Raw genomic sequence first — 26,714 nt, forward strand, 5'->3', positions numbered from 1 at the left:
GATCGAGTCCGCCCACGCCCTCGCCGGCGCCCTCCGCATCGGCAGAGAGCTCGGACCGGATGCCATCATCGCGGTGAACCTCTCCGGTCGCGGCGACAAGGACATGGACACCGCCGCCCGCTACTTCGACCTGTACGACGCCGAGCACGCGCCGGCTCCTGAGGGCCGTCCGGCCCAGACCGCGGGCGCCGAGGCCGTGGCATCCGCCACCGGTTCGCCGGTGGATGTGACGCCGGCTCCGGACGCGGCGAGCGGTGCGGGGGTCGAGCTGTGACCTCACGCGTCTCCGCGGCGATCGACGCCGCCCACGCGGCCGGACGCGGCGCCCTCGTCGGGTACCTGCCCGCCGGTTTCCCCGACGTCGCGACGAGCATCGAAGCGGCCGTCGCGCTGGCGGAGTCCGGCGTCGACGTCATCGAGCTCGGTCCGCCCTACAGCGACCCCGTCATGGACGGCCTCGTCATCCAGGAGGCCACGCAGACCGCGCTGGCCAACGGCTTCCGCATGCGCGACCTGTTCACGATCATCCGCGAGATCACCGCGCGCACCGACGTGCCGGTGCTCGTGATGACGTACTGGAACCTCGTCGAGCAGTACGGCGTCGAACGCTACGCCGACGACCTGATCGCCGCGGGCGGTGCCGGTCTCATCACGCCCGACATCACGCCCGATGCCGCGTCCGCGTGGGTCGCCGTGAGCGAGCGCACCGGCCTCGACCGGGTGTTCCTCGCCGCACCGACCTCCACCGACGAGCGCCTCGACATGATCGTGAAGGCCTCCACGGGGTTCGTGTACACGGTCTCGACGATGGGCATCACGGGGGAGCGGGCGCAGCTGGATGCCGCGGCCCGCGGCCTCGTGGAGCGTCTCCGCTCCCACGGGGCGGCGCACGCGTGCGTGGGCATCGGCATCTCGAACGCCGAGCAGGTCGCCGGGGTCATCGAGTACGCGGACGGCGCGATCGTCGGCACGGCGCTCGTGAAGGCGCTGCGCGACGGCGGCGTCGATGCGCTCCGTTCGCTCGCTCGTGAGCTGTCGGCGGGCACGGCGCGGCGCGCCTAGACTCGTCTGCATGACGTTCGCCCTCTCGAGCGCGGCCTCCGGCGTGCTCGCCAGCATCCCGAGCCCATCGATCTCGTACTTCGATCTCGGACCCCTGCGCATCCACTTCTACGCCCTGTGCATCGTCGCGGGCATCATCGTGGCCGTGTTCCTCACGAACGCGCGCCTGACGCGTCGTGGGGCCGAGAAGTGGGTCGTCATCGACATCTGCCTGCTGGCGGTGCCCATCGCGATCGTCTTCGCCCGGATCTACCACGTGCTCACGCACCTGGGCTTCTATTTCGGCCCCGGGTCCAACCCGTGGAACCCGTTCCAGCCCGGCTCGGTGTGGGCCATCTGGGAGGGCGGCATCGCCATCTACGGCGCGCTGATCGGTGGCGCCCTCGGCGCGTACCTCGGCTGCAAGTGGACCGGCATCCGGTTCTGGACCTTCGCGGACGCGCTGGCCCCGGGCCTCATCATCGCGCAGGCGATGGGACGCTTCGGCAACTGGTTCAACCAGGAGCTCTTCGGCCAGCCGACCGACCTCCCGTGGGGCCTCGAGATCGCCACGCCGAACTCGGCGATCCCCGTCGGACTGCCAGCCGGCACTCTTTTCCAGCCGACTTTCCTCTACGAGGTCATCTGGAACCTGCTCGGCGCCGCGGTCATCCTGTGGGTCGGCAAGCGCTTCACGCTGCAGTGGGGCAAGCAGTTCGCGGTGTACCTCGTCTGGTACAGCGCGGGCCGAATCGTCTGGGAATCCATCCGTATCGACCCCAGCGACATCATCCTGGGCCTGCGCACTAACGTGTGGGCGGCGATCTTCGGCGTGATCCTCGGCATCGTGATCTTCGTCGTGCAGTCGCGTCGCCACAAGGGTCTCGAGCCCTCGCCGTACCAGCCGGGGCGCGAGGGCAAGGCTCCCGGGGCTGTAGACTCGACCGACCCCACTGACTTCGTCGACGTGAGCGAGCCGCCCGCGACGAACGACACCGTCGGCACCAGCGCCACAAGCAGCCCCGCCACGAAGTAACTCCCTGGGCCGACGTCGTCCCATTCGCAGCATCAACGTGAGGACGGTTGGTATGGCTTCGAGCTCCCGTTCCGGCGCCGTCGGCGGCGCTTTCCCCGCCCGGCAGGGCATGTACGACCCGTCGTTCGAGAAGGACGCCTGTGGCCTCGCCATGGTCGCGACGCTCCGTGGCGAGCCCGGGCACGACATCATCGACCTGGCGCTGACGGCGCTGCGCAACCTCGAGCACCGCGGGGCCATCGGATCGGATGCCGGTACCGGTGACGGCGCGGGCATCCTCACGCAGATGCCCGACGCGTTCCTGCGCGCGGTCGTCGACTTCGACCTGCCGCCGGTGGGGGAGTACGCCGCGGGTCTCGTCTTCCTGCCGCTCGGTCACGAGGAGCGCGCGGCGCAGAAGGCCGGCATCGAGAAGCTCGCCGCTGCCGAGAACCTCACGGTCCTCGGGTGGCGCGAGGTTCCGACCGAGCCCGAGAACCTCGGCAAGCTCGCGTTCGAGGCGCGTCCCGCATTCGAGCAGCTGTTCGTGTCGCACCCCGCGGTCGGCGACCAGCCCGCGCTGTCCGGCATCGCGCTCGACCGTCGCGTCTACCGGCTGCGCAAGCGCGCGCGCCACGAGCTCGACGCGTACTTCGTGTCGCTGTCCAGCCGCACCCTCGGGTACAAGGGCATGGTCACGACGCTGCAGCTCGAGCCGTTCTACCCCGACCTGCAGGACGAGCGCTTCGCCTCCGAGCTCGCCGTCGTGCACTCGCGGTACTCGACCAACACGTTCCCCTCGTGGCCGCTCGCGCAGCCGCTGCGCATGCTCGCGCACAACGGCGAGATCAACACCGTCAAGGGCAACCGCAACTGGATGCGCGCACGTCAGTCGCAGCTCGAGTCCGAGCTGATCGGCGACGTCCGCCCGCTGCTGCCCATCTGCACCGACGGCGCGAGCGACTCGGCATCCTTCGACGAGGTGCTCGAGCTCCTGACCCTCACGGGTCGCAGCCTCCCGCACGCGATCATGATGATGGTCCCCGAGGCGTACGAGAAGCAGGCGACGATCGACCCCGATCTGCGCGCCTTCTACGACTACCACTCGATGCAGATGGAGCCGTGGGACGGCCCGGCCGCGCTCATCTTCACCGACGGCACGCTCGTCGGCGCGACCCTCGACCGCAACGGCCTCCGCCCCGGACGCTGGACCGAGACCACCGACGGCCTCGTCGTGATCGGTTCCGAGACCGGCGTGCTCGACTTCGCGCCCGAGCGCATCAAGCGTCGCGGCCGCCTGCAGCCCGGGCGCATGTTCCTCGTCGACACGGCCGAGCGCCGCATCGTCGAGGACGAGGAGATCAAGGCGCAGCTCGCCTCTCTGCAGCCCTGGCAGGAGTGGCTGGATGCCGGTCGCGTGCGGCTCTCCGAGCTGCCGGAGCGCGAGCACATCGTGCACCCGATCGCCTCGATCACGCGGCGCCAGCGCACGTTCGGCTACACCGAGGAAGAGGTGCGTCTGCTCCTCACCCCGATGGGACAGAACGGCACCGAGCCGCTCGGCGCCATGGGCAGCGACGCGCCCGTCGCCGTGTTGAGCGACCGTCCGCGCCTGCTGTTCGACTACTTCACGCAGCAGTTCGCGCAGGTCACGAACCCGCCGCTGGACTCGATCCGCGAAGAGGTCGTCACGTCGCTGTCTCTGGGCCTCGGTCCCGAGCGCAACCTCCTCGACTGGGGTCCCGAGCACACGCGCACCGTGACGCTCGACTTCCCGGTGATCGACAATGACGAGCTCGCGAAGATCCAGCACATCGACACCGCCCTGCCGGGCCGTTCGTCGGTGACGATCCGCGGCCTGTACCGCGTCGAGGCCGGCCACAAGGGCATGCAGAAGCGCATCGCGCAGATGTGCTCCGAGGTCGACCACGCGATCGAGGACGGCGCCGAGTTCATCGTGCTCAGCGACCGCGACTCCAACAAAGACCTGGCGCCGATCCCGTCGCTGCTGATGCTCGCGGCCGTGCACCACCACCTCATCCGCAACGAGACCCGCATGAAGGTCGGTCTCGTGGTCGAGGCCGGTGACGTGCGCGAAGTGCATCACATCGCGACCCTCATCGGATACGGCGCTTCCGCGGTGAACCCGTACCTCGCCATGGAGACGGTCGAGTACCTCGTCCGCGCCGGCTTCATCACCGGCGTCACGCCCGAGAAGGCCGTCAAGAACCTGATCTACGCGCTCGGCAAGGGCGTGCTGAAGATCATGTCGAAGATGGGCATCTCGACCGTGTCGTCGTACGCGGGTGCGCAGGTCTTCGAGGCGGTCGGACTTTCCCGGGAATTCGTGGATGCCTACTTCACGGGCACCGAGAGCAAGCTGGGCGGCGTGGGGCTCGACGTCATCGCCGCAGAGAACGCCGCGCGTCACGAGTACGCCTACCCGGAGGATGCCGCGGCCCGCGCGCACGAGCGCCTGTGGACCGGCGGCGAGTACCAGTGGCGCCGCGACGGGGCTCCGCACCTCTTCAACCCCGACACGGTGTTCCGTCTGCAGCACGCCACGCGCGAGCGCCGGTACGACATCTTCCGCGAGTACACGAAGCTCATCGACGACCAGGCCCACGAGCTGAAGACGCTCCGCGGCCTGTTCTCGCTGCGCACCGGTCAGCGTCCGCCCGTGCCGATCGACGAGGTCGAGCCGGTGTCGGCGATCGTCAAGCGCTTCTCCACGGGCGCGATGAGCTACGGCTCCATCTCGCAGGAGGCGCACGAGACTCTGGCGATCGCGATGAACCGCATCGGCGGCAAGTCGAACACGGGCGAGGGCGGCGAAGACGTCGATCGTCTGCTCGACCCCGAGCGTCGCAGCGCCATCAAGCAGGTGGCATCCGGTCGATTCGGTGTGACGAGCCTGTACCTCACCGAGGCCGACGACATCCAGATCAAGCTCGCCCAGGGCGCCAAGCCCGGCGAGGGCGGTCAGCTGCCGCCGACCAAGGTGTACCCGTGGGTGGCGCGGACGCGTCACGCGACCGCGGGCGTCGGGCTCATCTCGCCGCCGCCGCACCACGACATCTACTCGATCGAAGACCTCAAGCAGCTCATCTTCGACCTGAAGCGCGCGAACCCGTCGGCCCGCATCCACACGAAGCTCGTGAGCCAGTCGGGTATCGGCGCGGTCGCGGCGGGTGTGGCGAAGGCGCTGAGCGACGTCATCCTCGTCTCCGGGCAGGACGGCGGCACGGGTGCGAGCCCGATGAACTCGCTCAAGCACGCCGGCACGCCGTGGGAACTGGGCCTGGCCGAGACGCAGCAGACGCTCATGCTCAACGGCATGCGCGACCGCGTCGTGGTGCAGGTCGACGGTCAGATGAAGACCGGCCGCGACGTCATCATCGGCGCGCTGCTGGGCGCCGAGGAGTTCGGCTTCGCCACGGCTCCGCTCGTGGTGTCGGGCTGCATCATGATGCGCGTCTGCCACCTCGACACGTGCCCGGTGGGCGTCGCGACGCAGAACCCGGTCCTCCGTCAGCGCTTCACCGGCAAGGCCGAGTACGTCGTGAACTTCATGGAGTTCATCGCGCAGGAGGTGCGCGAGTACCTCGCGGCCCTCGGCTACCGCTCGATCGACGAGATCGTCGGCCGCTCCGAGCTCCTCGACGTCAACGGCGCCGTGGAGCACTGGAAGGCGCGGGGTCTCAACCTCGCCCCGATCCTCGAGGGTCCGCACTTCGCCGAGGACGAGCCGCGCCGCCACGGCCGCAACCAGAACCACGAGCTCGACGAGCACTTCGACGTGCAGCTCATCGAGCGCGCGCAAGACGTCGTCGCGCACGGCGGTCAGATCACGATCGAGCTGCCCGTGCGCAACACCGCGCGCGCGGTCGGCACGATGCTCGGCCACCACGTCACCAAGGCGCACGGCGAGCACGGTCTGCCCGAGGGCGCGATCGACGTGCGGCTCACGGGTTCGGCGGGGCAGTCGTTCGGTGCGTTCATGCCGGCCGGTATCACGCTGCGCCTCGAGGGCGACTCCAACGACTACGTCGGCAAGGGGCTCTCGGGCGGCAAGATCGTCGTCCGCCCGCCGCGTGGCTCGACGTTCGAGGCGTCCGAGAACGTCATCGCCGGAAACGTCATCGGCTACGGCGCCACGCAGGGGCAGATGTTCCTGAACGGCGTGGTGGGCGAGCGCTTCCTCGTCCGCAACTCCGGGGCGACCGCGGTCGTCGAGGGCGTGGGTGACCACGCGCTCGAGTACATGACCGGTGGTCTCGCCGTGATCCTCGGCGCGACCGGCCGCAACCTCGGCGCGGGCATGTCCGGCGGACAGGCGTACGTCTACAAGCTCGACACCGACCTGGTGAACCGTGAGGCCGTGGCATCCGGTGAACTCGAACTCGGCCCCCTCGGTTCGGGGGATGCCGAGATCCTGCGCGACCTGCTCGAGAAGCACGTCGCCGAGACCGACTCCACGCTGGCCCGTCGTCTGCTCGCGGACTTCGAGACCGAGGTGGAGAACTTCGTCCGGGTGCTGCCGCGCGACTACGCCGCGGTCATGCAGACCCGCCAGGAGGCGGTCGCCGAGGGGCTCGACCCCGACGGTGACGTCGTCTGGACGCGCATTCTGGAGGTGACGGGTGGCTGACCCGAAGGGCTTTCTCAAGGTCACGGAGCGCGAGCTCCCCAAGCGGCGCCCCGTGCCCGTGCGGATCATGGACTGGAAAGAGGTGTACGAGCCGGGCGATTCGGCCGTCATCCGCCGCCAGGCCGGTCGCTGCATGGACTGCGGCATCCCGTTCTGCCACAAGGGCTGCCCGCTCGGCAACCTGATCCCGGAGTGGAACGACCTCACGTGGCGCGGCGAGGGCCGCTCCGCGATCGAGCGCCTGCACGCGACGAACAACTTCCCGGAGTTCACCGGTCGCCTGTGCCCGGCGCCGTGCGAGAGCTCGTGCGTGCTGGGCATCAACCAGCCCGCCGTGACGATCAAGCAGGTCGAGGTCTCGATCATCGACGAGGCGTTCGGCAACGGCTGGGTCGAACCCGAGCCGCCGGAGCGTCTGACGGGCAAGACCGTGGCCGTCGTGGGTTCCGGCCCCGCCGGTCTCGCCGCGGCCCAGCAGCTCACGCGCGCCGGCCACACGGTCGCCGTGTACGAGCGCGACGACCGCATCGGCGGGCTCCTGCGCTACGGCATCCCCGACTTCAAGATGGAGAAGCGCCACCTCGAGCTGCGCCTGCGCCAGATGCAGGCCGAGGGCACCCGGTTCCGCGCGGGCGTCGAGATCGGCAAGGACATCTCGTGGAGCGAGCTGCGCGCCCGCTACGACGCCGTCGTGGTGGCCACAGGCTCCACCGTTCCGCGCGACCTCCCGATCCCGGGCCGCGACCTCGACGGCGTGCACTTCGCCATGGAGTACCTCGTCGAGAGCAACAAGGCGGTCGCGGGCGACCAGGTCCCTCAGCAGATCACGGCGCACGGCAAGCACGTCGTCGTCATCGGCGGCGGCGACACCGGCGCGGACTGCATCGGCACGGCGCACCGTCACGGCGCACTGAGCGTGACGAACCTCGCGATCGGCAAGCAGCCGCCCTCGGAGCGTCCGATGGACCAGCCGTGGCCGATGATGCCGAACCTGTTCGAGGTCGCCTCCGCGCACGAGGAGGGAGGGGAGCGCACGTTCCTCGCGTCGACGGTGGAGTTCCTCGGCAACGAGGCGGGCGAGGTCCGCGCGCTGCGCGTGGCCGAGACCGAGTACGTCGACGGACGCCGCGTCCCCAAGAGCGGCACCGAGCGCGAGATCCCCGCCGACCTGGTGCTCATCGCGATGGGCTTCACCGGCCCGGAGCGCGAGCACCTCGAGGAGCAGCTCGGCGCGCAGTTCACGAACCGCGGCAACGTCGAGCGCAACGCCACCTACGCCACGACCGCTCCGGGCGTGTTCGTTGCCGGTGACGCCGGCCGCGGACAGTCGCTTATCGTGTGGGCGATCGCCGAGGGGCGCGCCGCGGCCGCCGAGGTCGACACGTTCCTCATGGGCGAGACGGTGCTGCCGGCACCGGTCAAGCCCACCGATGTCGCCATCGGCCTCCTGCCCGCCTAAGCTGGCAAGGGCCGATCGGCCACTTCCCGAATATCCTCACGGAGCTTGAAAACGGATGAGACGCGCCAAGATCGTCGCAACCCTCGGCCCCGCCACGTCGTCGTATGAGATGGTTCGCGCCATCATCGACGCCGGGGTGGACGTCGCCCGACTGAACCTGAGCCACGGAGACTACTCCGTGCACGACGCCAACTTCGCCAACGTGCGCAAGGCGGCAGAGGACGCGGGCCGCCCGGTCGCCGCCCTCGTCGACCTGCAGGGCCCGAAGATCCGCCTCGGCAAGTTCGAGAACGGTCCGCACGACCTCGCCCCCGGCGACATCTTCAAGATCACGATCGAGGACATCCTCGGCACCAAGGAGATCGTCGGCACGACGTTCAAGGGCCTGCCCCAGGACGTCAAGCCCGGCGACTTCCTCCTCATCGACGACGGCAAGGTCCGCGTCGAGGTCGTCGAGACCGACGGCACGGTCGTGACCACCAAGGTCATCGTCGGCGGCCCGGTGTCGAACAACAAGGGCATCAACCTGCCCGGTGTGGCGGTCAACGTCCCCGCGCTGAGCGAGAAGGACGAGGCCGACCTCCGCTGGGGCCTGCGCGCCGGAGCCGACCTGATCGCCCTGTCGTTCGTCCGGGATGCCAAGGACATCGAGCGCGTGCACGAGATCATGGGCGAGGAGGGCCGGTACATCCCGGTCATCGCCAAGATCGAGAAGCCGCAGGCGGTCGACAACCTCGAGGAGATCATCGACGCGTTCGACGGCATCATGGTCGCCCGCGGCGACCTCGGCGTCGAGCTGCCGCTCGAGGCCGTGCCGATCGTGCAGAAGCGCGCGGTGGAGCTGTCGCGTCGCATGGCGAAGCCCGTCATCGTGGCGACGCAGATGCTCGAGTCGATGATCAGCAACCCGGTGCCCACGCGTGCCGAGACCAGCGACGTCGCCAACGCCGTGCTCGACGGTGCGGACGCGGTCATGCTGTCGGGCGAGACGAGCGTCGGCGCGTACCCGGTCGTCGTCGTCGAGACGATGGCCCGCATCGTGCAGTCCACCGAGGAGCACGGCCTGGAGCGCATCGCGCCGCTCACCAACAAGCCGCGCACCCAGGGCGGGGCGATCACGCTCGCCGCCGTCGAGGTGGCCGACTTCGTCGAGGCGAAGTACCTCTGCGTGTTCACCGAGTCCGGCGACTCGGCGCGCCGCATGTCGCGTCTGCGGTCCACGATCCCGATGATCGCGTTCACGCCCGAGCCCGGCATCCGCCGTCGTCTGGCGCTGACGTGGGGCGTGCGTTCGACGCTCGTCGAGCACGTGTCGCACACCGACAAGATGTTCCTGCAGGTGGACGACTACCTCCTGTCGCACGACCTCGCGAAGGTCGGCGACAAGGTCGTCGTCATCTCCGGTTCTCCTCCCGGAATCGTCGGTTCGACGAACGACCTGCGCGTGCACCGCGTGGGTGACGCCGTGCACGGCGCGGCCCCGGGCTATCGGGACAACTGACCCTTCGGCGACGCGCGCCGGTTCGTCCGGCGCGCGTCGTCGTTCCCGCCGATAGGTTGGGACGCAGCACCTGCCGGTGTGGCGGAATGGCAGACGCGGGGCACTCAAAATGCTCTGTCCGCAAGGGCGTGTGGGTTCGAGTCCCACCACCGGCACGATGACGGGTCGGCTCTCGAGGGAGTCGACCCGATATCCTTTTCCCCCGCGGTGCCCTCTAGGGCACCGCAGTTCGAGGCGCCGTTCCGGTGCTCCTCCCTGACACAGCCATAGGATGGAACCGTGACAGATCACGAAGCCGCGCCGGTGAGCGCACCTACCGCCCCTCGTCGTGTCGTCGTGGCGGAGGACGAATCGCTCATCCGCCTCGACATCGTCGAAATCCTCCGCGACAACGGCTTCGACGTCGTCGGCGAGGCCGGTGACGGCGAGACCGCCGTCCAGCTCGCCACCGAGCTGCGCCCCGACCTCGTCATCATGGACGTGAAGATGCCGCAGCTCGACGGCATCAGCGCCGCGGAGAAGCTCAGCAAGAACCACATCGCCCCGGTCGTGCTGCTGACGGCGTTCAGCCAGAAGGAGCTCGTGGAGCGGGCCAGCGAGGCCGGCGCGCTCGCGTACGTCGTCAAGCCGTTCACGCCGAACGACCTGCTGCCGGCGATCGAGATCGCACTGGCACGCTACGAGCAGATCATCACGCTCGAGGCCGAGGTCGCCGACATGGTCGAGCGTTTCGAGACCCGCAAGCTCGTCGACCGAGCGAAGGGCCTGCTCAACGAGAAGATGGGCCTGTCCGAGCCGGAGGCGTTCCGCTGGATCCAGAAGGCGTCGATGGACCGCCGTCTCACCATGCAGGACGTGGCCAAGGCCATCATCGAGCAGCTGGCGCCCAAGAAGGGCTGACCACCCGACTTCTCGAGAATGGATGCCACTCCGGTGGCATCCATTCTTCTTTTCAGGCCCGGGCCGGGGCGTCCTTGATCATGTTCGTGATCCGGATCGTGGAGCAGCGGCGTCCCTGCTCGTCGGACACGGCGATCTCGTGGACGGTGAGCGAACGGCCCAGGTGGATCGGGGTGCACACGCCCGTCACGCGACCCGAGGTCGCCGAGCGGGTGTGGGTGGCGTTGATGTCGATCCCCACCGCGAGCCGACCGGCACCGGCGTGCAGGTTCGCGGCCATCGAGCCGAGCGACTCACCCAGCACGACGTAGGCCCCGCCGTGGAGCAGACCGACGGGCTGCGTGTTGCCCTCCACCGGCATCGTGGCCACGCAGCGATCGATCGAGAACTCGACCCACTCGATGCCCATCTTCTCGGCGAGGGCGCCCATTCCGCGCTGTCTCACCCATTCGAGGCCGGGAGTGATGTCGGGTGTCGTGGAGGTCATCATCGCCTTCGGTGGGCCGGGGCCGGGGGAGTGTCGGTGGCACTCGTTACGCTGGACGAGTGACGGATGCCGAAAAGCCTACTCTCCTCGTCGTCGACGGCCACTCGCTGGCCTACCGGGCGTTCTACGCCCTCCCCGTCGACAACTTCTCGACGAAGGACGGGCAACACACCAACGGCATCTACGGGTTCCTGTCGATGTTCGTGAACCTGGTGAAGGCCGAGAAGCCGACGCACATCGCGGTCGCGTTCGACACGTCGCGACGGTCGTTCCGCACCGAGGAGTACAGCGAGTACAAGGCCAACCGCAGCGAGTCTCCCGCCGAGTTCAAGGGGCAGATCCCGCTGCTGCAGGACTGCCTGCGCGCCCTCAACGTGCCCGTCCTCATGAAGGAAGGCGTCGAGGCCGACGACATCCTGGCGACGCTCGCGACCGAGGCGTCCGCCGAGGGGTTCTCGGTGCTCGTGTGCTCCGGCGACCGCGACACGATCCAGCTCGTGAACGACGAGATCACGCTGCTGTACCCGAACGTGCAGGGCGTGTCTCAGCTCAAGCGCTACGACACCGACGCGGTCGTCGAGAAGTACGGCCTGCCACCGGCGCAGTACCCCGAGATCGCGGCCCTCGTGGGCGAGACCAGCGACAACCTCCCCGGCGTGCCGAAGGTGGGGGAGAAGACCGCCGTGAAGTGGCTCACGCAGTGGGGCTCGCTCGAGGCACTGCTCGAGAACGCCGACAAGATCACCGGCGTCGCGGGCAACAACCTGCGCGAGCACCTCGACGACGTCACGCGCAACCGCGCCCTGAACCGCCTGCTGCGGGACGTCGAGCTCGAGAAGGCGCCGGCCGACCTGGCCGTGCAGCCCATCGACGCGCAGGCCGTGCGCGACATCTTCGCCCGGCTCGAGTTCCGCACGCTGCTGCCGCGCGTGTTCGACGCCTTCGGCGCCGATCCCTCCGTCGCAGCCGAGCCCGCGCTGCCGACGGCACAGGCCCCCACGCCCGCCGCCCTCGACGCCGCGGGCCTCGCCGCGTGGGCGGCCGCGGCCACCGGTACCGTCGGCGTCACCGTCGACCTGTTCGGGCAGGAGCCGTCCCGCATCGGTCTCGCGACCGCCGACTCCGCGGCCGAGGCCGGGTGGACGGACGCGGTACGCGACGCCCTCGCCGGGTGGCTGGCATCCGATGCCCCGAAGGCGTTCGCGGCGGCGAAACCGCAACTCAAGGCGCTCGCGCGTGCGGGTGTCGAGGTCGGGGGGATCGTCGACGACGTGATCCTCACCGGGTGGCTGGTGCGGCCGAGCTTCCCCGACAAGACCCTGTCCGACCTCGTCGACCGATACCTGGGTGAGAAGCTGCCCGAGGCCGATCCGACGCAGCTCGTGCCCGAGACCGAGGGTGCGACCCCGGGTCAGCTGTCGTGGTACGTGCGCCGCGTGTCCGAGGCGCAGCGCGGCGAGCTGCCCGAGAGCGTCGCGGGCGTGCTCACCGACATCGAGCTGCCGACGCTCGGCGCCCTCGCCGACATGGAACTCGCCGGTGTCGCGGTGTCGCACGAGAAGCTCGCGCGGTTCTCCGGCGAGCTCGCGGCGCGCGCCGACGACCTCGCGCAGCAGGCGTACGCGTCCATCGGGCACGAGGTCAACCTCGGGTCGCCCAAGCAACTGCAAGAGGTTCTGTTCGACGAACTGCAACTGCCGAAGACCCGCAAGACCAAGAGCGGGTACACCACGGATGCCGCGGCCCTCGCCGACCTGCAGGAGAACGCGCACCACCCCTTCCTGGATCTGCTGCTGCGACACCGCGAGGCGACCAAGCTGAAGCAGATCATCGACGCGTTGGATGCCGCGATCGGCGCCGACGGCCGCATCCACACGACCTACGTGCAGACCGGCAGCCAGACCGGGCGCCTGTCGAGCACCGACCCGAACCTGCAGAACATCCCGATCCGCACGGAGGAGAGCCGGCGCATCCGCGCGGCGTTCGAGGTCGGCGAGGGCTACGAGACGCTGCTGACCGCCGACTACTCGCAGATCGAGATGCGCATCATGGCGCACCTGTCCGGCGACCCCGGACTCATCGAGGCGTTCAACTCCGGCGAGGACCTGCACCGGTTCGTCGGTTCGCGCGTGTTCGGCGTCGAGCCGGCCGAGGTCACCCCGGCGATGCGCACCAAGGTCAAGGCGATGTCGTACGGCCTCGTCTACGGCCTGTCGGCGTTCGGCCTCTCGAAGCAGCTGCGCATCGAGCAGTCCGAGGCGAAGCAGCTGATGCTGGAGTACTTCGCCCGCTTCGGCGCGGTGCGCGACTACCTGCGTGGCTCGGTCGAGCAGGCACGACAGGACGGCTACACCGAGACGATCTTCGGCCGCCGCCGCCCGTTCCCTGACCTCACGAGCATGAACCGCGTGCTCCGCGAGAACGCCGAGCGCGCCGCGCTCAACGCCCCGATCCAGGGCAGCGCCGCCGACATCATGAAGATCGCGCTGTACCGCATCCGGGAGGAGCTGGCATCCACGGGTCTTCGTTCGCGCGTGCTGCTGCAGATCCACGACGAACTCGTCGTCGAGATCGCACCGGGGGAGTGGGATGCCGTGGAGGCGATCGTGCGGGCTCGGATGGCGGATGCCGCCGACCTGTCGGTGCCTCTGGACGTGCAGATCGGCCGGGGTGGGGACTGGGACGAAGCGGGCCACTGAGCGCCCCGGCTGGTCAGGCCCCCTCCGGCTTCCCTAGGCTCGTCCTATGACTGATCCACAACGCACCCCCACGCCGATCGACACGATCGCCGACGCGTGGGTGGACACCCTGGCCGAGCGGGTGCCGACGCTCGCCACCTACATCGGACGTACGGAGTACAACGACCGCTTCGGCGACTACAGCCCCGAGGGCGCGAACGAGCTCGCCGATCAGGCGCGCGCCACCAAGGCCGCGCTCGACAACGCGACCCCCGTCGACGCGGTCGACGAGGTCACGAAGCTCGACCTCGGCCGCGAGCTCGACCTGCACCTCGAGCTGCACGCCGCGCAGACGCACCTGCGCGACGTCAACGTCATCGCCTCCCCGGCGCAGGACCTTCGGCAGGCGTTCGACCTCATGCCGACCGCGACGGTCGAGGACTGGTCCACGATCTCCACGCGCCTCAAGGCTCTGCCGGGCGCGATCGACGGGTACATCGCGACGCTGCGCGAAGGCATCTCCCGCGGCGTGGTCCCCGCCCGTCGGCAGGTCGTCGAGGTCGCGACGCAGATCGCCCGCTACACCGCCGACACGGGCTTCTTCGCCGAGTTCGTGGGCGACGCCGCCCCCGAGGAGGGGCAGCTGCCCGCGTCGCTCGCTCGCGACCTCGACCAGAACGCCGGCGCCGCCCGCGTGGCGTACGACGCCCTGGCATCCTTCCTGTCGTCCGAGCTCGCGCCCGTCGCCGGCGAGACCGACGCGGTCGGCCGCGACCTGTACGCGCTGCACTCGCGCCAGTTCCTCGGCGCGACGATCGACCTCGACGAGACGTACGAGTGGGGCGTCGAGGAGCTCGCGCGCATGGTCGCCGAGCAGGAGTCGATCGCGAACGAGATCCTCCCCGGCGCCACGGTCGAGGAGGCCGTCGCGTTCCTGGAGCAGGACGAGTCGCGGAAGCTCCACGGCACCGCCGCCCTGCAGGAGTGGATGCAGCGCACGAGCGACCGCGCGGTCGAGGAACTGGGCCGCACCCACTTCGACATCGCCGAGCCGATCCGGCGCCTCGAGTGCATGATCGCCCCCACGAAGGAGGGCGGCATCTACTACACCGGCCCGACCGACGACTTCTCGCGCCCCGGCCGCATGTGGTGGTCGGTGCCGGAGGGCGTCGACAGCTTCGACACGTGGCGCGAGCTCACCACCGTGTACCACGAGGGCGTTCCGGGTCACCACCTGCAGATCGCGCAGGCCGTGTACAACCGCGGGCAGCTCAACTCGTGGCGGCGTCTGCTCGCCGGCACCAGCGGTCACGCCGAGGGCTGGGCGCTGTACGCCGAGCGCCTCATGGAGCAGCTCGGTTTCCTCGACGACCCCGCCGACCGCCTCGGCATGCTCGACGGTCAGCGCATGCGCGCGGCGCGCGTCGTGCTCGACATCGGCGTCCACCTCGGCAAGCCGCGGCTCGACGGCGCGGGCACCTGGGACCACGACTACGCGCTCGCGTTCATGCTGCGCAACGTCAACATGCCCGAGGAGTTCGTGAAGTTCGAGGTCAACCGGTACCTCGGCTGGCCGGGCCAGGCTCCCGCGTACAAGGTCGGGCAGCGGATCTGGGAGCAGGTGCGCGACGAGTACCGCGAGCGCGAGGGCGACGCGTTCTCGATGAAGGCGTTCCACACGAAGGCGCTGGGCATCGGCGGCGTCGGACTCGACACGCTGCGCGCGGCTCTGACATCCGCGTGATCCGGATCGGGGCGTCTGCGCGCGCGGACGCCCCGATTCCCGGGAATACCGCCGGGGGGCATAAAGTTCATTCATCCGAATGCTTCCCATTCGGCAAGGAGACGCCATGAACGATCGCCCGCTCGAGCTCGGTCTCGACACCTTCGGAGACATCTCCCGTGGACCCGACGGGAGCCTCCAGTCCGACGCGCAGACGATCCGCAACGTCGTCGATCAGGCGGTGCTCGCCGACGAGGTGGGCCTGTCGTTCTTCGGCGTGGGGGAGCACCACCGCAAGGACTTCGCGGTCACGAGCCCCGAGATCGTGCTCGCGGCCGCCGCGGCCCGAACGAAGGACATCCACCTGGGCACGGCGGTCACGGTCCTTTCCTCCGACGACCCGGTGCGCGTCTTCGAGCGCTTCGCCACGCTGGATGCCGTCTCGAACGGCCGTGCGGAGGTGATCCTCGGGCGCGGGTCGTTCATCGAGTCGTTCCCGCTGTTCGGTTACGACCTCCGCGACTACGAGCAGCTCTTCGAGGAGAAGCTCGAGCTCTTCTCGCTGCTCCTCGACGAGAAGCCGGTGAGCTGGCAGGGACGCACGCGCGCTGCGCTGCAGGACGCCGACGTGTACCCGAAGACCGAGAACGGCCTGAAGGCGTGGGTCGGCGTCGGCGGCTCGCCCGAGTCGGTCGTGCGCGCGGCGCGTTACGGCTATGGCCTGGTGCTCGCGATCATCGGCGGCTCGTCGGCACGGTTCCGCCCGTTCGCCGACCTGTACCGCCGCTCGCTCGAGGAGTTCGGCAAGCCGCCGATGCCCATCTCGGTGCACTCGCCCGGGCACGTGGCCGAGACCGACCAGCAGGCCTGGGAAGAGGCGTACGAGGGCGTCGCCGAGCTCAACAACACGATCGGCCGCGAACGCGGGTGGCCCGAATACAACCGGCTCCGGTTCCAGCACGACGTGGGTCCCGAGGGGGCGATGTACATCGGTTCGCCCGAGACCGTCGCCCGCAAGATCGCCGCGACCGTGCGGGCGCTGGGGAACACGCGCTTCCAGCTGAAGTTCGCCAGCGGATCGATCTCGCACGACCGGCTCATGTCGAGCATCGAGCTCTACGGCACGCGCGTCCTCCCGCTCGTGCACCAGATGCTCGCCGAGACCGAGACGGCCGGCATCCGGTGACCACGTCGACCGACGTCGCGGCCATCGCCGAACGCCTCGACGCCCTCCCGTTCACGCGCCGTCACGCGCGGGTCCTGGGCGGGTCGGGGATGGGCTGGGCCCTGGATGCCATGGACGTCGGGCTCATCTCGTTCATCATCGCCGCGCTGGCGGCGCAGTGGCAGCTCGCGCCGAGCGAGACGTCGTGGATCGCGTCGGCCGGTTTCGCCGGGATGGCGATCGGCGCGAGCCTCGGCGGTCTGCTCGCCGACCGCTTCGGTCGTCGCCGCGTCTTCGCGATCACGCTCCTGATCTACGGCGTTGCTACGGGGGCGAGCGCGCTGGTCGGGGGCCTCGTCGCGCTGCTGATCCTGCGCTTCATCGTCGGTCTCGGTCTCGGCGCCGAGCTGCCCGTGGCATCCACGTATGTCAGCGAGTTCGCGCCCGCGCGTATGCGCGGCCGGATCATCGTGTTCCTCGAGGCGTTCTGGGCCATCGGGTGGACGGCATCGGCGGTCATCGGGTACCTGGTCGTGCCCGCGTCGGCCGACGGGTGGCGGTGGGCGTTCGCGCTCGGCGCGATCCCCGCGGCCTACGCGCTCCTCGTGCGGTGGGGGCTGCCCGAATCGCCGCGCTGGCTGTCGAGCCGGGGGAGGGATGCCGAGGCCTCGGCGATCGTCCGGGACTTCGAGGCCGCGGCCGGGCGCGTGTCGTTCACGCCCGCGCCCACCGAGTCGGGACCGACGCACGCTGCACCGCGCGCGCGGGTGTCGGCGCTCTGGGCGGCGCCGCTCCGCGGCCGGACCACCGCGCTGTGGATCCTCTGGTTCTGCGTGAACTTCTCGTACTACGGGGCGTTCATCTGGATCCCGACGATCCTCGTGTCGCAGGGCTACGACCTCGTGCGCTCGTTCGGTTTCACGCTCATCATCACGCTGGCCCAGCTGCCCGGGTACGCCGTCGCCGCGTGGCTCATCGAGGCCTGGGGTCGCCGCGCGACGCTCGCGACGTTCCTCGCGGGCTCGGTCGTGGCCGCGGTGTTCTTCGGCACGGCCTCCGGCGAGGTCGCGGTGATCGCTGCCGGAATGGCGCTGTCGTTCTTCAACCTCGGCGCGTGGGGTGCGCTCTACGCCGCAACCCCCGAGACGTACCCGACGCCGCTGCGCGCCACGGGCGCGGGGTGGGCCGCCGGTGTCGGCCGGATCGCATCGATCGTCGCACCGCTGAGCGTCCCGCCACTGCTGGGGCTCGGCGGGGCGCCGCTGCTGTTCGTGGTGTTCGCGGCGTTCTTCGCCGTCGCGGTGGTCGCCGCGCTGTTCCTGCGCGAGGAACGCGGGCGCGCCCTGGCCGAGGGCTGACGTTGGAGCCGGAGCCGCCGCCCCGCGCGTAGGCTGGCGGGATGGCATCCGTGCGCTACGTCGCGATCGGCGACTCGTTCACCGAAGGCGTCGGCGATGAGCGGCCCGACGGCACCGTCCGCGGCTGGGCCGACCTCGCGGCGCAGGGATGGGCGGATGCCATCGGCGAGCCGATCCAGTACGCGAACCTGGCGATCCGGGGCAAACTCGTGCAGCCGATCGTCGACGAACAGCTCGAGCCTGCGCTCGCGCTGAAGCCGACGCACCTGTCGTTCAACGGCGGGGGCAACGACATGCTGCGTCCACGCACCGGGATCGAGCGGATCGTGGCCGTCTTCGACCACGTGGTGCGCCGCTGCGACGAGGAGGGCGTGCAGCTCATCGTTCTGTCGGGCGCGAACCCGTCGGCGGGACTGCCGCTCGGCCGGGTCGTCCAGGCGCGCGGCGACGCACTGTCGCACGCCGTCGAGGCACGGCTGCAGCACCGCCCCGACGTCATCACGGCGTACAACTGGTTCGATCGCGAGCTCGCCGGGCCCGAGTTCTGGTCGGTCGACCGGCTCCACATGAACGCCCGCGGTCATCACCGCGTCGCGGCCCGCGTGCTCGAGTCGGTCGGGCTCACCGCGCCGGGGGAGTGGTGGCACCTGCGCGACCTCCCCGAGATCCAGCGGCTCACGGGCTCGGCGTACTACCGCGAGCACGTCGCGCCGTGGGTGCGGCGCCGCCTCACCGGCACGTCCTCGGGGGACGGCCGCGCGGCGAAGTTCGGCGGCGGCTGGACCGAGCTGGCCCCCACTCCCTCCTGAGCCCCCGACTCCACTTCCTCTCTCACCGAGGGCGGATTCCCCTCGGTATCGCGCTGTCTCCCTCAGCCCACTCACCCTGCGGGCGCTGTCGGGCGTGCGCCGTGCCGTCATCTCCTTTTCCTTGCAAAAGCGCGTCATGTCTCTCGTGTCCGTGTGTCCTCGCAAATAGCGGCTCGAAGGATGCCTTCAGGTCGCAGCCAGCGTGACCCGATCGCGCCGTGGGGAACACTCGAACCCGAAAAGTGGACAGACACGTGAGACACAGCACCAAGCGCCGCACACGCGGCGGCACACATCACGACCGAAGGCGTGAAATCTTCGCCATGGTCGCGTCGATCGCCATCGCCGTAGCGATGGCGGCGGGGAGCTCGCCCGCCCCCGCAACCGCCGCAACCGGCGCGACGACAGTGGACGTGACGACGAACATCAGCGGGCCGACCGACGCCATCGCGGGCGCGGCCTTCACCTACACCGTCACCGTCGGCAACAACGCACTGACCGCGGCCGATGGCACCGCGCTGTCGATCCGCCTGCCCGCCGGAGCCACCAACGTCGCGGCGACCTGCTCCGCCGCGGACGGCGCCGTCTGCCCCTCCCCGCTGAACGTCAGCGGGAGTGCGATCACCGGCACCGTGCCCACGCTCCCGCACCTCGGGCTGGTGACGCTGAAGATCACCGGGAACTTCTCCACCACGTCCCCCTCCAGCGTGACCGCGACATCCCGCGTCGACCCCGCTCCCGGTGCCATCGACAGCGACCCCAGCTCGAACGCCAGCAGCGTCAGCACGGCAATCGACACGAGTGCCGACCTGGCCGTATCGGCGTCGCCCTCCGCAACCACCACGTCTCCCGGGTCACCGATCACGTGGACGGTGACGTACACGAACAACGGCCCGGCACCCGCAGACGGGGCCATCATCAACGAGTACTTCTTCTGGTCCGGATCAGTGATCAGCAGCATGGCGAACACCATCCAGTCCTGCTCGGCTACGGGCGGGGCGACGTGCCCGACTTTTCTCGAAGACTCCACGACCCCGACCTTCGGGAGCCCGTGGACGGGCGCCGTCCCGAAGTTTCCCTCGGGCGCATCCATCACGGTGGTATTCCGGGCGACCCCGAATTTCCTGTGCGGCTCGACGGAGCTCACCTCCACGACAACCATCACTGCCCCGCCCTCGGTCAGTGATCCCCAGACACGGAACAACACCGTGAACGTCAACGTGACGGCGAACGGCCCCGCGTGCGTGCCCACGGAGCTGACCGCGACCAAGACCCAGTCGACCACGACGGTGACGCCAACGACGCCGATCACGTATACCGTGACCTACGCCAACAAGGGACCGAACCCCGCGGACAACGCCGCCGTGCGCGACATGATGTTCTGGTCGGGCAACATGGTCGCGCCTGCGGTGAGCATCGACATCACCTCGTGCGTCGGTTCCGGGGGAGCGACGTGTCCCACCTTCGTCCGCGACACCAGCGTCTCCTCCTTCGGTGATGTCTGGTCCGGTCAGGTGGGAGCTTTCCCGGTCGGCGCGACCCTGACGATCACCTATACGGCGACGTTCACGTTCACCAGCTGCGGCAAGGGCACCCTCACCAACGAAGCGAGCATTGCGGCCCCCGCCGGGACGTCCAACACGGCCGGCGGTCGTTCGCGAACCCAGATCGACGGTGTCTTGGACGGCGGTGAATGCGCGAAAGCGGATCTGCAGGTGACCGAATCCCAGTCCGCGGTCGCAGAGAGCGATCAGGCACCGACCGTGTACACGGCCACCTACAGCAACAAGGGACCGTCCGCCGCCGACGGCTCGAACATCAGGTCTCTCGTCTATTGGAACCAGAGCACCATCCCGCAGATGAGGGCGACCATCCTGTCGTGCACGACGACGGGGGGAGCCGTCTGTCCGACGCTCCCGGATTCCACGATCTCCTCGTTCACGCCGGTATTCGATCGCCCCGTGGCGACCTACCCGAGCGGCTCGTCCATCACGGTGAAGTACACCCTCGTCCCCGTCATCACCACGTGCGGTCCGGCCGCGAACGTCACGTCGCTCTTCGAGACATCGACTCGCGCGGGCACGACCGATCCCGTGACGGCGAACAACAGGGTCGAATCCAACACCAAGGTCACCTGTGCGGATATCTCGGTCAACAAGGTCGTGACCCCGCGCGACGCCCGCGCCAATGAGCCTGTGAGCTTTGCCATCACGGTCACGAATTCGAGTCCGAACCCCGCGACTTCCATCCAGTTCTCCGACCCGCTGCCCTCGGGCTTCGTCTACGAGTCGGCCACCTGCACCGCGTCGACCGGTTCCGTCTGCGGTCCGGTCTCGTACGACGCCGATTCACGGACCGTCGGCTCGACGATCTCCACCATCGGGGCGGGCGCCGGCTCCGTGACCATCGTCGTTCGGGGCTCGGCCGGTCTCGTACCGGGGACCTACAAGAACACGGCCACCGTCGTGTCGAGCGCGGGGCCGGAGGCGATCTTCGACCCCAACCCGACCTCCAACTCCAGCACCGTGTCGCTGCAGCTGTTCAACACCCGATCGACCATCGCCGTGACGAAGTCGATCACCGGTCTGCCCTCAGCGGGACTGCCGGTCGATCAGACCTTCTCAGGCACGATCGTCTGCACCGGACAGCCCTCACAGTCGTGGAGCGTGACCGTTCCGGCGGGAAGTACGAGCGCAACCGGCAGCCCGATCGCCTTCTGGGACGGAGGATCCTGCGTGATCGAGGAGGACCCGGCACCCACCCCGCCGGACTCGTTCTCGTATTCGGGACCGCCGACGTTCTCGCCGGAGTCGATCGCGCCGCTCGGCCCGACGCAGAGCCGGACGTTCACCAGCACGACGCCCACGGCGCTCGCGCCGGATCCGACCGCCGTCGATGACGACGTCCAGACCGATCAGGGAGTGCCGGTGATCGTGGATGCCATCGCCAACGACTCCGGAACTCGGATCTCGGTCACCGCGGTAGCGCCGAACGTGGACGGGACGGTCGAGATCGCCTCGGATGGGAGCGTACGGTTCACACCGAAGGAGGACTTCAGCGGCACGACCTTCCTTACCTACACGATCACCGACGAACTCGGCCGTACCGGGACCGCGAACATCACGGTGCGCGTGACGCCGAAGCCGACCGTGACCCCTACACCGGAACCGACCCCGACACCGGAGCCCACCCCGACACCGGAGCCCACCCCGACACCGGAGCCCACCCCCACACCGGAGCCCACCCCCACACCGGAACCCACCCCGACGCCGGAACCCACCCCCACGTCGCAGCCGACCCCGACACCGGAACCCACCCCCACGTCGCAGCCGACCCCGACACCGGAACCGGAACCGACAGTCACCCCGACGCCGGGGCCTACCGCGGCACCGGAACCCAGCCCGACACCGGAACCGACGGACACCCCTTCTGTCGGCCCCTCGGCGATGCACTCGGCGTCATCCGGCCCCTCATCCTCGGCCCCGGCGGTACCGACGGGCGACACGTCATCCGTGGGTACCGCGGAGACGCCCGCCAGGAGTCTCGCCCGCACAGGCCAGGCGCTGCCGGTCGCGGCCTCGATGCTCAGCGTGACGCTGTTGGGCTGGGGGATCTTTGCTTCGCTGTGGGCACGTCGACGCCGCCGCGAAAACTGAGGTGAGGAAGGTTCTCCCCGCCGTGTGCGTCTCCATGACGCCGCGCGGCGGGGAGGGCCGCTTCTGCAGCACACGTGAGGCGGCACAGACACGCGAGCCCCGCGAGCCCTGGCTCGGAGGGGAATGGTGCCGTGCGCGGTCTGATCCTCCGCGCGCGGCACCTCGTCGACCTCAGAGCGAGGTGATGACGACGCGCGTCACGTTCGGGTCGTGCAGCGCCTCGTAGCCCTCGTTGACCTCGTCGAGCGCGATCTCCTTCGACAGCAGGGCATCGAGCTCGAAACGCCCCTCGAGGTAGAGCCGCGCGTACATCGCGATGTCGCGCTTGGCGGTCGTGGATCCCATGTACACGCCCTGGACGCGCTTCTGCGACCCGATCAGCCCCACCTGGTGGACGTCGAGGTGCGAGGTCGGGTCGATGACGCCGATCAGGTAGAGTCCGCCGCCCGGGGCGACCATCTCGAGCCCCTGCGTGGCGACCGCCCGCGTCCCGACGAAGTCGAACACCGCGTCGGCGCCGTTGCCCGTGATCTGGCGCACCGCTTCCACCGGGTCCACCTCGGCGGAGTTGACCACGTGGGTGGCCCCGAACGAGCGGGCCTTGGTGAGCTTGTCCTCCGCGATGTCGACCGCGATGATCGTCGCGGCTCCGGCGACGAGCGCGCCGTTGATCGCGTTGAGGCCCACGCCGCCCGCGCCGATGACGACGATCGAGTCGCCCGCCTGCACGTTCGCGGTGTTCAGGACCGCGCCCGCCCCGGTGACGACGCCGCATCCGAGAAGAGCGGCCTGGGGGAAGGGGACCTCGTCGGGAACCTTCACGAGCTGGTTCTCGTGGATCAACGCCTGCTGCGCGAACCCGCCGAGCCCGAACGCCTGGGTGACCGGCGTGCCGTTCTCGGTGAGGCGGGCGGGCTCGTCGGGCGCGCGGAGCGTGGATTCCGGGTGGAGGCACTGGAAGACCTTGCCCGAGAGGCACTTCACGCACGCTCCGCAGTACTGCACGAGGCATCCGACCACGTGATCGCCGACCGCGAGCTCGACCACGTCAGGCCCCACCTCCGCGACGACACCCGCCACCTCGTGGCCGAACACGGCGGGGAACGGGACGCCCAGGTCGAACTTCGACATGGTCAGGTCGGTGTGGCACAGGCCCGAGGCTTTGACGTCGATGAGAACCTCGCGCCCGACGGGCGCGGCGATCTCGAGGTCGGCGCTGACGAATCCGGCGTTCACCGCACGGACGACCGTTGCTTTCATTTCGGGTATTCCTCATTTCTCTCGTCCGCCGCGATCTCCGGCGGAAGCGCAATCGGCCCGCTCATCCAGGCCGGCATCAGGTCGGTCAGGTGGTCGGCGAGCCGCTCGGGTTCGGTCTCGACATCGCCCACGACCCAGGAGGCGATGAGCCCCATGGCCGCGTGCGCGAGGTACGTCGCCGCGAGATCGGGGTCGACCCCGGCGGGGATGTCGATCAGCAGGCGGATATGCGCGAGGATCTCCTCCCGCATGAGCGCCGCGACCCGCGACTCCACACCCCGCGGGACGGCGACCGAGAACGTCGCCGCGTACAGCGGTCTGTAGGCGCCGTAGTGCGCGATCAACGCGCGCTGCGACTGCGCGAGGGCATCGCCACCCTGCGCGATCTCGGCGCGCGCCTCGAGCGCGAGAGCGTGGAACGTCGTCTCCTGCAGGTGCAGCGCGAGGTCGTCGATGCCCGAGAAGTGCGTGTAGAACGTGGCGCGCCCCACGCCGGCCGCCTTGGCGACGGAGCTGACGCTGATGTCCTCGCCCGCGGCGGAGAGCTCGCGGACGGCGTCGAAGAGCTTCGCGCGGGTGGCCTCGACCCGCGGGTCGGAGGAGGACCGGAGTCCGTCCCGGACACCGGCGATATCGGCGGCTGCGTCACTGCGTGCCATATCGCGAGACTAGTCCTGTCATGGACACGTGTCTAGAAAATCCGCGACGAACGTTTCGGCGGCGCAGACGCCGCGGTGCGCTCTCAGGACACGGCGTACACGAGCTCGACGAACTGCCCCGCGCGCTGAACGTGGCGGAGGGTCAGCCGGTCGGCCCCCAGCACGCGGGGGAGGAGCGGCTTCCCCGAGCCGAGGGTGGCGGGGGCGATCGACAGACGGATCTCATCGAGCAGCCCCGCGTCGATGAACTGCCCCGCCAGATCACCCCCGCCGACGATCCACACGTCGCCCGCGCCCGCGGCATCCTGTATCGACGCCCACTGCGCCTCGATACCGCCGGAAACGACCCGGATGTCGGCGCCCGGAACGCGGGGGAGCGGCCTCGACGAGAACACGAACGTCGGTCGCGTGCCGTAGTACCCCGCCCACTTCTCGGGAGCGTCCAGGAGCGCCTCGTGGCGCAGCATCCATTCGTACGTCGCCGACCCCATCACGAGCGTTCCGACGCCCACCAGGAAGTCGCCGAAGGCCGCCTCGGCCTCGTCGGCGCCGGGCACCGCGAACAGCCAGTCGAGGGAGTCGTCGTCGGTCGCGAGGTAGCCGTCGAGCGTCGTGGCGGTGTGGAAGATCACGCGGGTCATGCCCGCACGCTAACGGGGGCCTCCGACATCGAGCGAGCCGCGTATCGTCGGGGGTATCCCGTCGCCCGTGCCCCGAGGAAGAACCCCATGTCGCGTCCCACCGTCCTGTTCGTGTGCGTCCACAACGCCGGCCGGTCGCAGATGGCCGCCGGCTACCTGCAGCACCTCGCGGGCGACCGCATCGACGTGCTGTCCGCCGGATCCGAGCCCAAGGAGCACATCAACCCCGTCGCGATCGAGGTCATGGCCGAGGACGGCATCGACATCGCGGGGAACACCCCGAAGATCCTGACGGTGGATGCCGTCCGCGAATCGGACGTCGTCATCACGATGGGCTGCGGCGACGCGTGCCCGATCTTCCCCGGCAAGCGGTACGAGGACTGGCAGCTCGACGACCCGGCCGGTCAGGATGCCGCGACCGTCCGCGGCATCCGCGACGACATCCGCCGGCGCGTGGAGGCGTTGATCGGCGAGCTCACGGAGGAGTGAGCGCTGTCGGCGCCCGGGCGTAGGGTCGGTGCCATGACCCGCATCGCTCTCGTAACCGGTACCTCCAGCGGCATCGGCCTGCACACCGCCATCGGCCTGGCTCAGGCCGGCCTCTCCGTCGTCGCCACGGTGCGCGACACGTCGCGTGCCGACGCGCTGCGCGAGGCTGCCGACGCCGCGGGCGTCACCCTCGACATCCGCGCGCTCGAGGTCACCGCCGCCGACGCGGCGGCCGCGCTCATCGCCGACCTGGGCGTCGTCGACGTCCTCGTCAACAACGCGGGGCGCGGAGCCGTCGGCACCCTGGAACAGCTCTCGGATGCCGATCTCCAGGCGCAGCTCGACACCAACTACCTCTCCGTCGCGCGGCTCACGCGCCTCGTGCTGCCCGGGATGCGCGAGCGCGGACACGGCCGCATCGTGACGGTCACGAGCGTCGGGGGAGCGGTGGGGCAGCCGTTCGCCGACGCCTACTGCGGCGCGAAGTTCGCCGTCGAGGGCCTGATGCAGTCGCTCGCGCCGGTGGTCGCGCCGTTCGGCATCGACGTCGCGATCGTCGAGCCCGCGGCGGTGGCGTCGTCGTTCACGGCATCCGTGGATCGCTACGACGGCGGGCCGTACCAGGCGCAGCTCGACGCGTACATCCAGCGGACGACCGCGTCGTTCGCGCAGGCGCAGGCGGCGGAGGATGCCGCGAAGACGGTGGTCGAAGCCGCCACCACCGAGACCCCCAAGTTCCGGTGGCAGACGTCCGAGGCCGCGGTCCGGTTCGCGGGACTCTCGCTCGGCGACCTCGACGGCTCGCGCGTGATCGGCGTGACGTCCGAGTGGATCCGGTGACGCTCGGCGCGCCCGACGTCACCCGCGTCTGGCTCGAGACCTGGGAATGGGCGTGCTGCGGTGACCCGTTCGGGGTCGGCGACGAGGTCGATCTGCTGGTGCGCACGCGCACGCCGTCGCCGGCGTTCATCGAGAGCGTCGGTCCCGAACTCGCTGCCACGATCGACGCGATCGAGTCCCACCACCAGGAGACGCCGTCGACCCCGGAGGACCGGGTGCGGGGTCGGGTACGCGGCATCCATGCGGTCGTTCAGGAACACATCGAAACGCGTCATCTGCGCCGCCCGGGCTTCGGCGCGCCTGCGGATGCCGAGATGCCCGCGGAGGGGGAGGAGTGGCCGTTCGACGGTCGAGACCTCGGCAACGGGTTCATGATCGGTTC

20 protein-coding genes, 1 tRNA gene and 2 pseudogenes are annotated in these 26,714 nt (G+C 69.7%); 18 read left to right on the plus strand and 5 right to left on the minus strand.

What is annotated here, in order from left to right; all coding sequences use genetic code 11:
• The 8 genes and pseudogenes from I5G_RS20025 to I5G_RS01725 form a co-directional block, all read left to right on the plus strand.
• A pseudogene (locus I5G_RS20025) lies at positions 1-274 on the plus strand (tryptophan synthase subunit beta); the annotation flags it as partial.
• Positions 271-1,062 (plus strand): tryptophan synthase subunit alpha, encoded by a 792-nt coding sequence (gene trpA, locus I5G_RS01695; RefSeq protein ID WP_022877505.1) that lies wholly within the window; start codon positions 271-273, stop codon positions 1,060-1,062. The pseudogene I5G_RS20025 and the gene trpA, both read left to right, overlap by 4 nt.
• Before the next feature lie 10 nt (positions 1,063-1,072).
• The gene (gene lgt, locus I5G_RS01700) at positions 1,073-2,077 is read left to right on the plus strand and encodes a prolipoprotein diacylglyceryl transferase (protein ID WP_022877506.1); all 1,005 of its coding nucleotides are present in this window, start codon (positions 1,073-1,075) and stop codon (positions 2,075-2,077) included.
• Positions 2,078-2,129: 52 nt separating this feature from the next.
• Positions 2,130-6,707 carry a glutamate synthase large subunit gene (gltB, locus tag I5G_RS01705; protein WP_022877507.1) on the plus strand — a complete coding sequence of 1,526 codons (4,578 nt, stop codon included), beginning with the start codon at positions 2,130-2,132 and terminating at the stop codon, positions 6,705-6,707.
• Complete coding sequence (locus I5G_RS01710) at positions 6,700-8,166, plus strand: glutamate synthase subunit beta (RefSeq protein ID WP_022877508.1); 1,467 nt, start codon at positions 6,700-6,702, stop codon at positions 8,164-8,166. Before gltB ends, I5G_RS01710 begins: the two co-directional genes overlap by 8 nt.
• Positions 8,167-8,221: 55 nt before the next feature.
• On the plus strand, positions 8,222-9,667 hold the full coding sequence (gene pyk, locus I5G_RS01715) for a pyruvate kinase (RefSeq protein WP_022877509.1): 1,446 nt from the start codon (positions 8,222-8,224) through the stop codon (positions 9,665-9,667).
• A 72-nt stretch (positions 9,668-9,739) separates the two neighbouring features.
• Positions 9,740-9,822 (plus strand) — tRNA-Leu (locus tag I5G_RS01720).
• A gap of 124 nt (positions 9,823-9,946) precedes the next feature.
• Positions 9,947-10,567 carry an ANTAR domain-containing response regulator gene (locus I5G_RS01725; RefSeq protein ID WP_022877510.1) on the plus strand — a complete coding sequence of 207 codons (621 nt, stop codon included), beginning with the start codon at positions 9,947-9,949 and terminating at the stop codon, positions 10,565-10,567.
• Between the two features lie 52 nt (positions 10,568-10,619).
• Here I5G_RS01725 and I5G_RS01730 read toward each other — a convergent pair whose 3' ends face one another.
• Positions 10,620-11,054: a hotdog fold thioesterase gene (locus I5G_RS01730; protein WP_026095574.1), complete on the minus strand. Its 435-nt coding sequence runs from the start codon at positions 11,052-11,054 to the stop codon at positions 10,620-10,622.
• A 59-nt stretch (positions 11,055-11,113) separates the two neighbouring features.
• Here I5G_RS01730 and polA point away from each other — a divergent pair, with 59 nt between their 5' ends.
• The 5 genes from polA to I5G_RS01755 all read left to right on the plus strand — a co-directional run bounded on the left by polA (position 11,114) and on the right by I5G_RS01755 (position 18,787).
• Positions 11,114-13,753 carry a DNA polymerase I gene (gene polA / locus I5G_RS01735; RefSeq protein ID WP_022877512.1) on the plus strand — a complete coding sequence of 880 codons (2,640 nt, stop codon included), beginning with the start codon at positions 11,114-11,116 and terminating at the stop codon, positions 13,751-13,753.
• 46 nt (positions 13,754-13,799) lie between these two features.
• Positions 13,800-15,476 (plus strand): DUF885 domain-containing protein, encoded by a 1,677-nt coding sequence (locus I5G_RS01740; protein ID WP_022877513.1) that lies wholly within the window; start codon positions 13,800-13,802, stop codon positions 15,474-15,476.
• 106 nt (positions 15,477-15,582) lie between these two features.
• Complete coding sequence (locus I5G_RS01745) at positions 15,583-16,641, plus strand: LLM class flavin-dependent oxidoreductase (RefSeq protein WP_022877514.1); 1,059 nt, start codon at positions 15,583-15,585, stop codon at positions 16,639-16,641.
• The gene (locus I5G_RS01750; protein WP_022877515.1) at positions 16,638-17,978 is read left to right on the plus strand and encodes an MFS transporter; all 1,341 of its coding nucleotides are present in this window, start codon (positions 16,638-16,640) and stop codon (positions 17,976-17,978) included. The genes I5G_RS01745 and I5G_RS01750 overlap by 4 nt, the downstream gene beginning before the upstream one ends.
• 41 nt (positions 17,979-18,019) lie before the next feature.
• On the plus strand, positions 18,020-18,787 hold the full coding sequence (locus I5G_RS01755) for an SGNH/GDSL hydrolase family protein (protein WP_022877516.1): 768 nt from the start codon (positions 18,020-18,022) through the stop codon (positions 18,785-18,787).
• Positions 18,788-19,082: 295 nt separating this feature from the next.
• Here I5G_RS01755 and I5G_RS25650 read toward each other — a convergent pair whose 3' ends face one another.
• Positions 19,083-19,253 carry a hypothetical protein gene (locus tag I5G_RS25650; protein WP_022877517.1) on the minus strand — a complete coding sequence of 57 codons (171 nt, stop codon included), beginning with the start codon at positions 19,251-19,253 and terminating at the stop codon, positions 19,083-19,085.
• Here I5G_RS25650 and I5G_RS27075 point away from each other — a divergent pair.
• Positions 19,201-19,950, plus strand: a pseudogene (locus I5G_RS27075) (hypothetical protein); the annotation flags it as partial. The gene I5G_RS25650 and the pseudogene I5G_RS27075 overlap by 53 nt on opposite strands.
• Positions 19,951-20,031: 81 nt before the next feature.
• Positions 20,032-22,443: a cadherin-like domain-containing protein gene (locus I5G_RS01770; RefSeq protein ID WP_187288783.1), complete on the plus strand. Its 2,412-nt coding sequence runs from the start codon at positions 20,032-20,034 to the stop codon at positions 22,441-22,443.
• 171 nt (positions 22,444-22,614) lie between these two features.
• Here the strand turns inward: I5G_RS01770 and I5G_RS01775 are convergent, their stop codons facing one another.
• From I5G_RS01775 to I5G_RS01785, 3 genes are all read right to left on the minus strand, one after another.
• Complete coding sequence (locus I5G_RS01775) at positions 22,615-23,703, minus strand: zinc-binding dehydrogenase (protein ID WP_022877520.1); 1,089 nt, start codon at positions 23,701-23,703, stop codon at positions 22,615-22,617.
• A complete protein-coding gene (locus I5G_RS01780) occupies positions 23,700-24,362 on the minus strand; it encodes a TetR/AcrR family transcriptional regulator (protein ID WP_022877521.1) in 663 nt (220 codons plus the stop codon). Before I5G_RS01780 ends, I5G_RS01775 begins: the two co-directional genes overlap by 4 nt.
• Positions 24,363-24,445: 83 nt before the next feature.
• Positions 24,446-25,003, minus strand: coding sequence for a dihydrofolate reductase family protein (locus I5G_RS01785; protein ID WP_022877522.1), 558 nt, complete (start codon positions 25,001-25,003; stop codon positions 24,446-24,448).
• A gap of 87 nt (positions 25,004-25,090) precedes the next feature.
• On the opposite strand from I5G_RS01785, the gene I5G_RS01790 reads away from it, so the two are divergent.
• The 3 genes from I5G_RS01790 to I5G_RS20030 all read left to right on the plus strand — a co-directional run.
• Positions 25,091-25,492 (plus strand): arsenate reductase ArsC, encoded by a 402-nt coding sequence (locus I5G_RS01790; protein ID WP_022877523.1) that lies wholly within the window; start codon positions 25,091-25,093, stop codon positions 25,490-25,492.
• 33 nt (positions 25,493-25,525) lie between these two features.
• Positions 25,526-26,332: an SDR family NAD(P)-dependent oxidoreductase gene (locus I5G_RS01795; RefSeq protein ID WP_022877524.1), complete on the plus strand. Its 807-nt coding sequence runs from the start codon at positions 25,526-25,528 to the stop codon at positions 26,330-26,332.
• Positions 26,329-26,714: DUF6578 domain-containing protein (locus I5G_RS20030; protein WP_036325698.1), on the plus strand; the 386-nt coding region annotated here is incomplete at its 3' end. The genes I5G_RS01795 and I5G_RS20030, both read left to right, overlap by 4 nt.

The sequence above is a fragment of the Microbacterium sp. B19 genome (genome assembly GCF_000333395.1).
Lineage (GTDB): Bacteria > Actinomycetota > Actinomycetes > Actinomycetales > Microbacteriaceae > Microbacterium.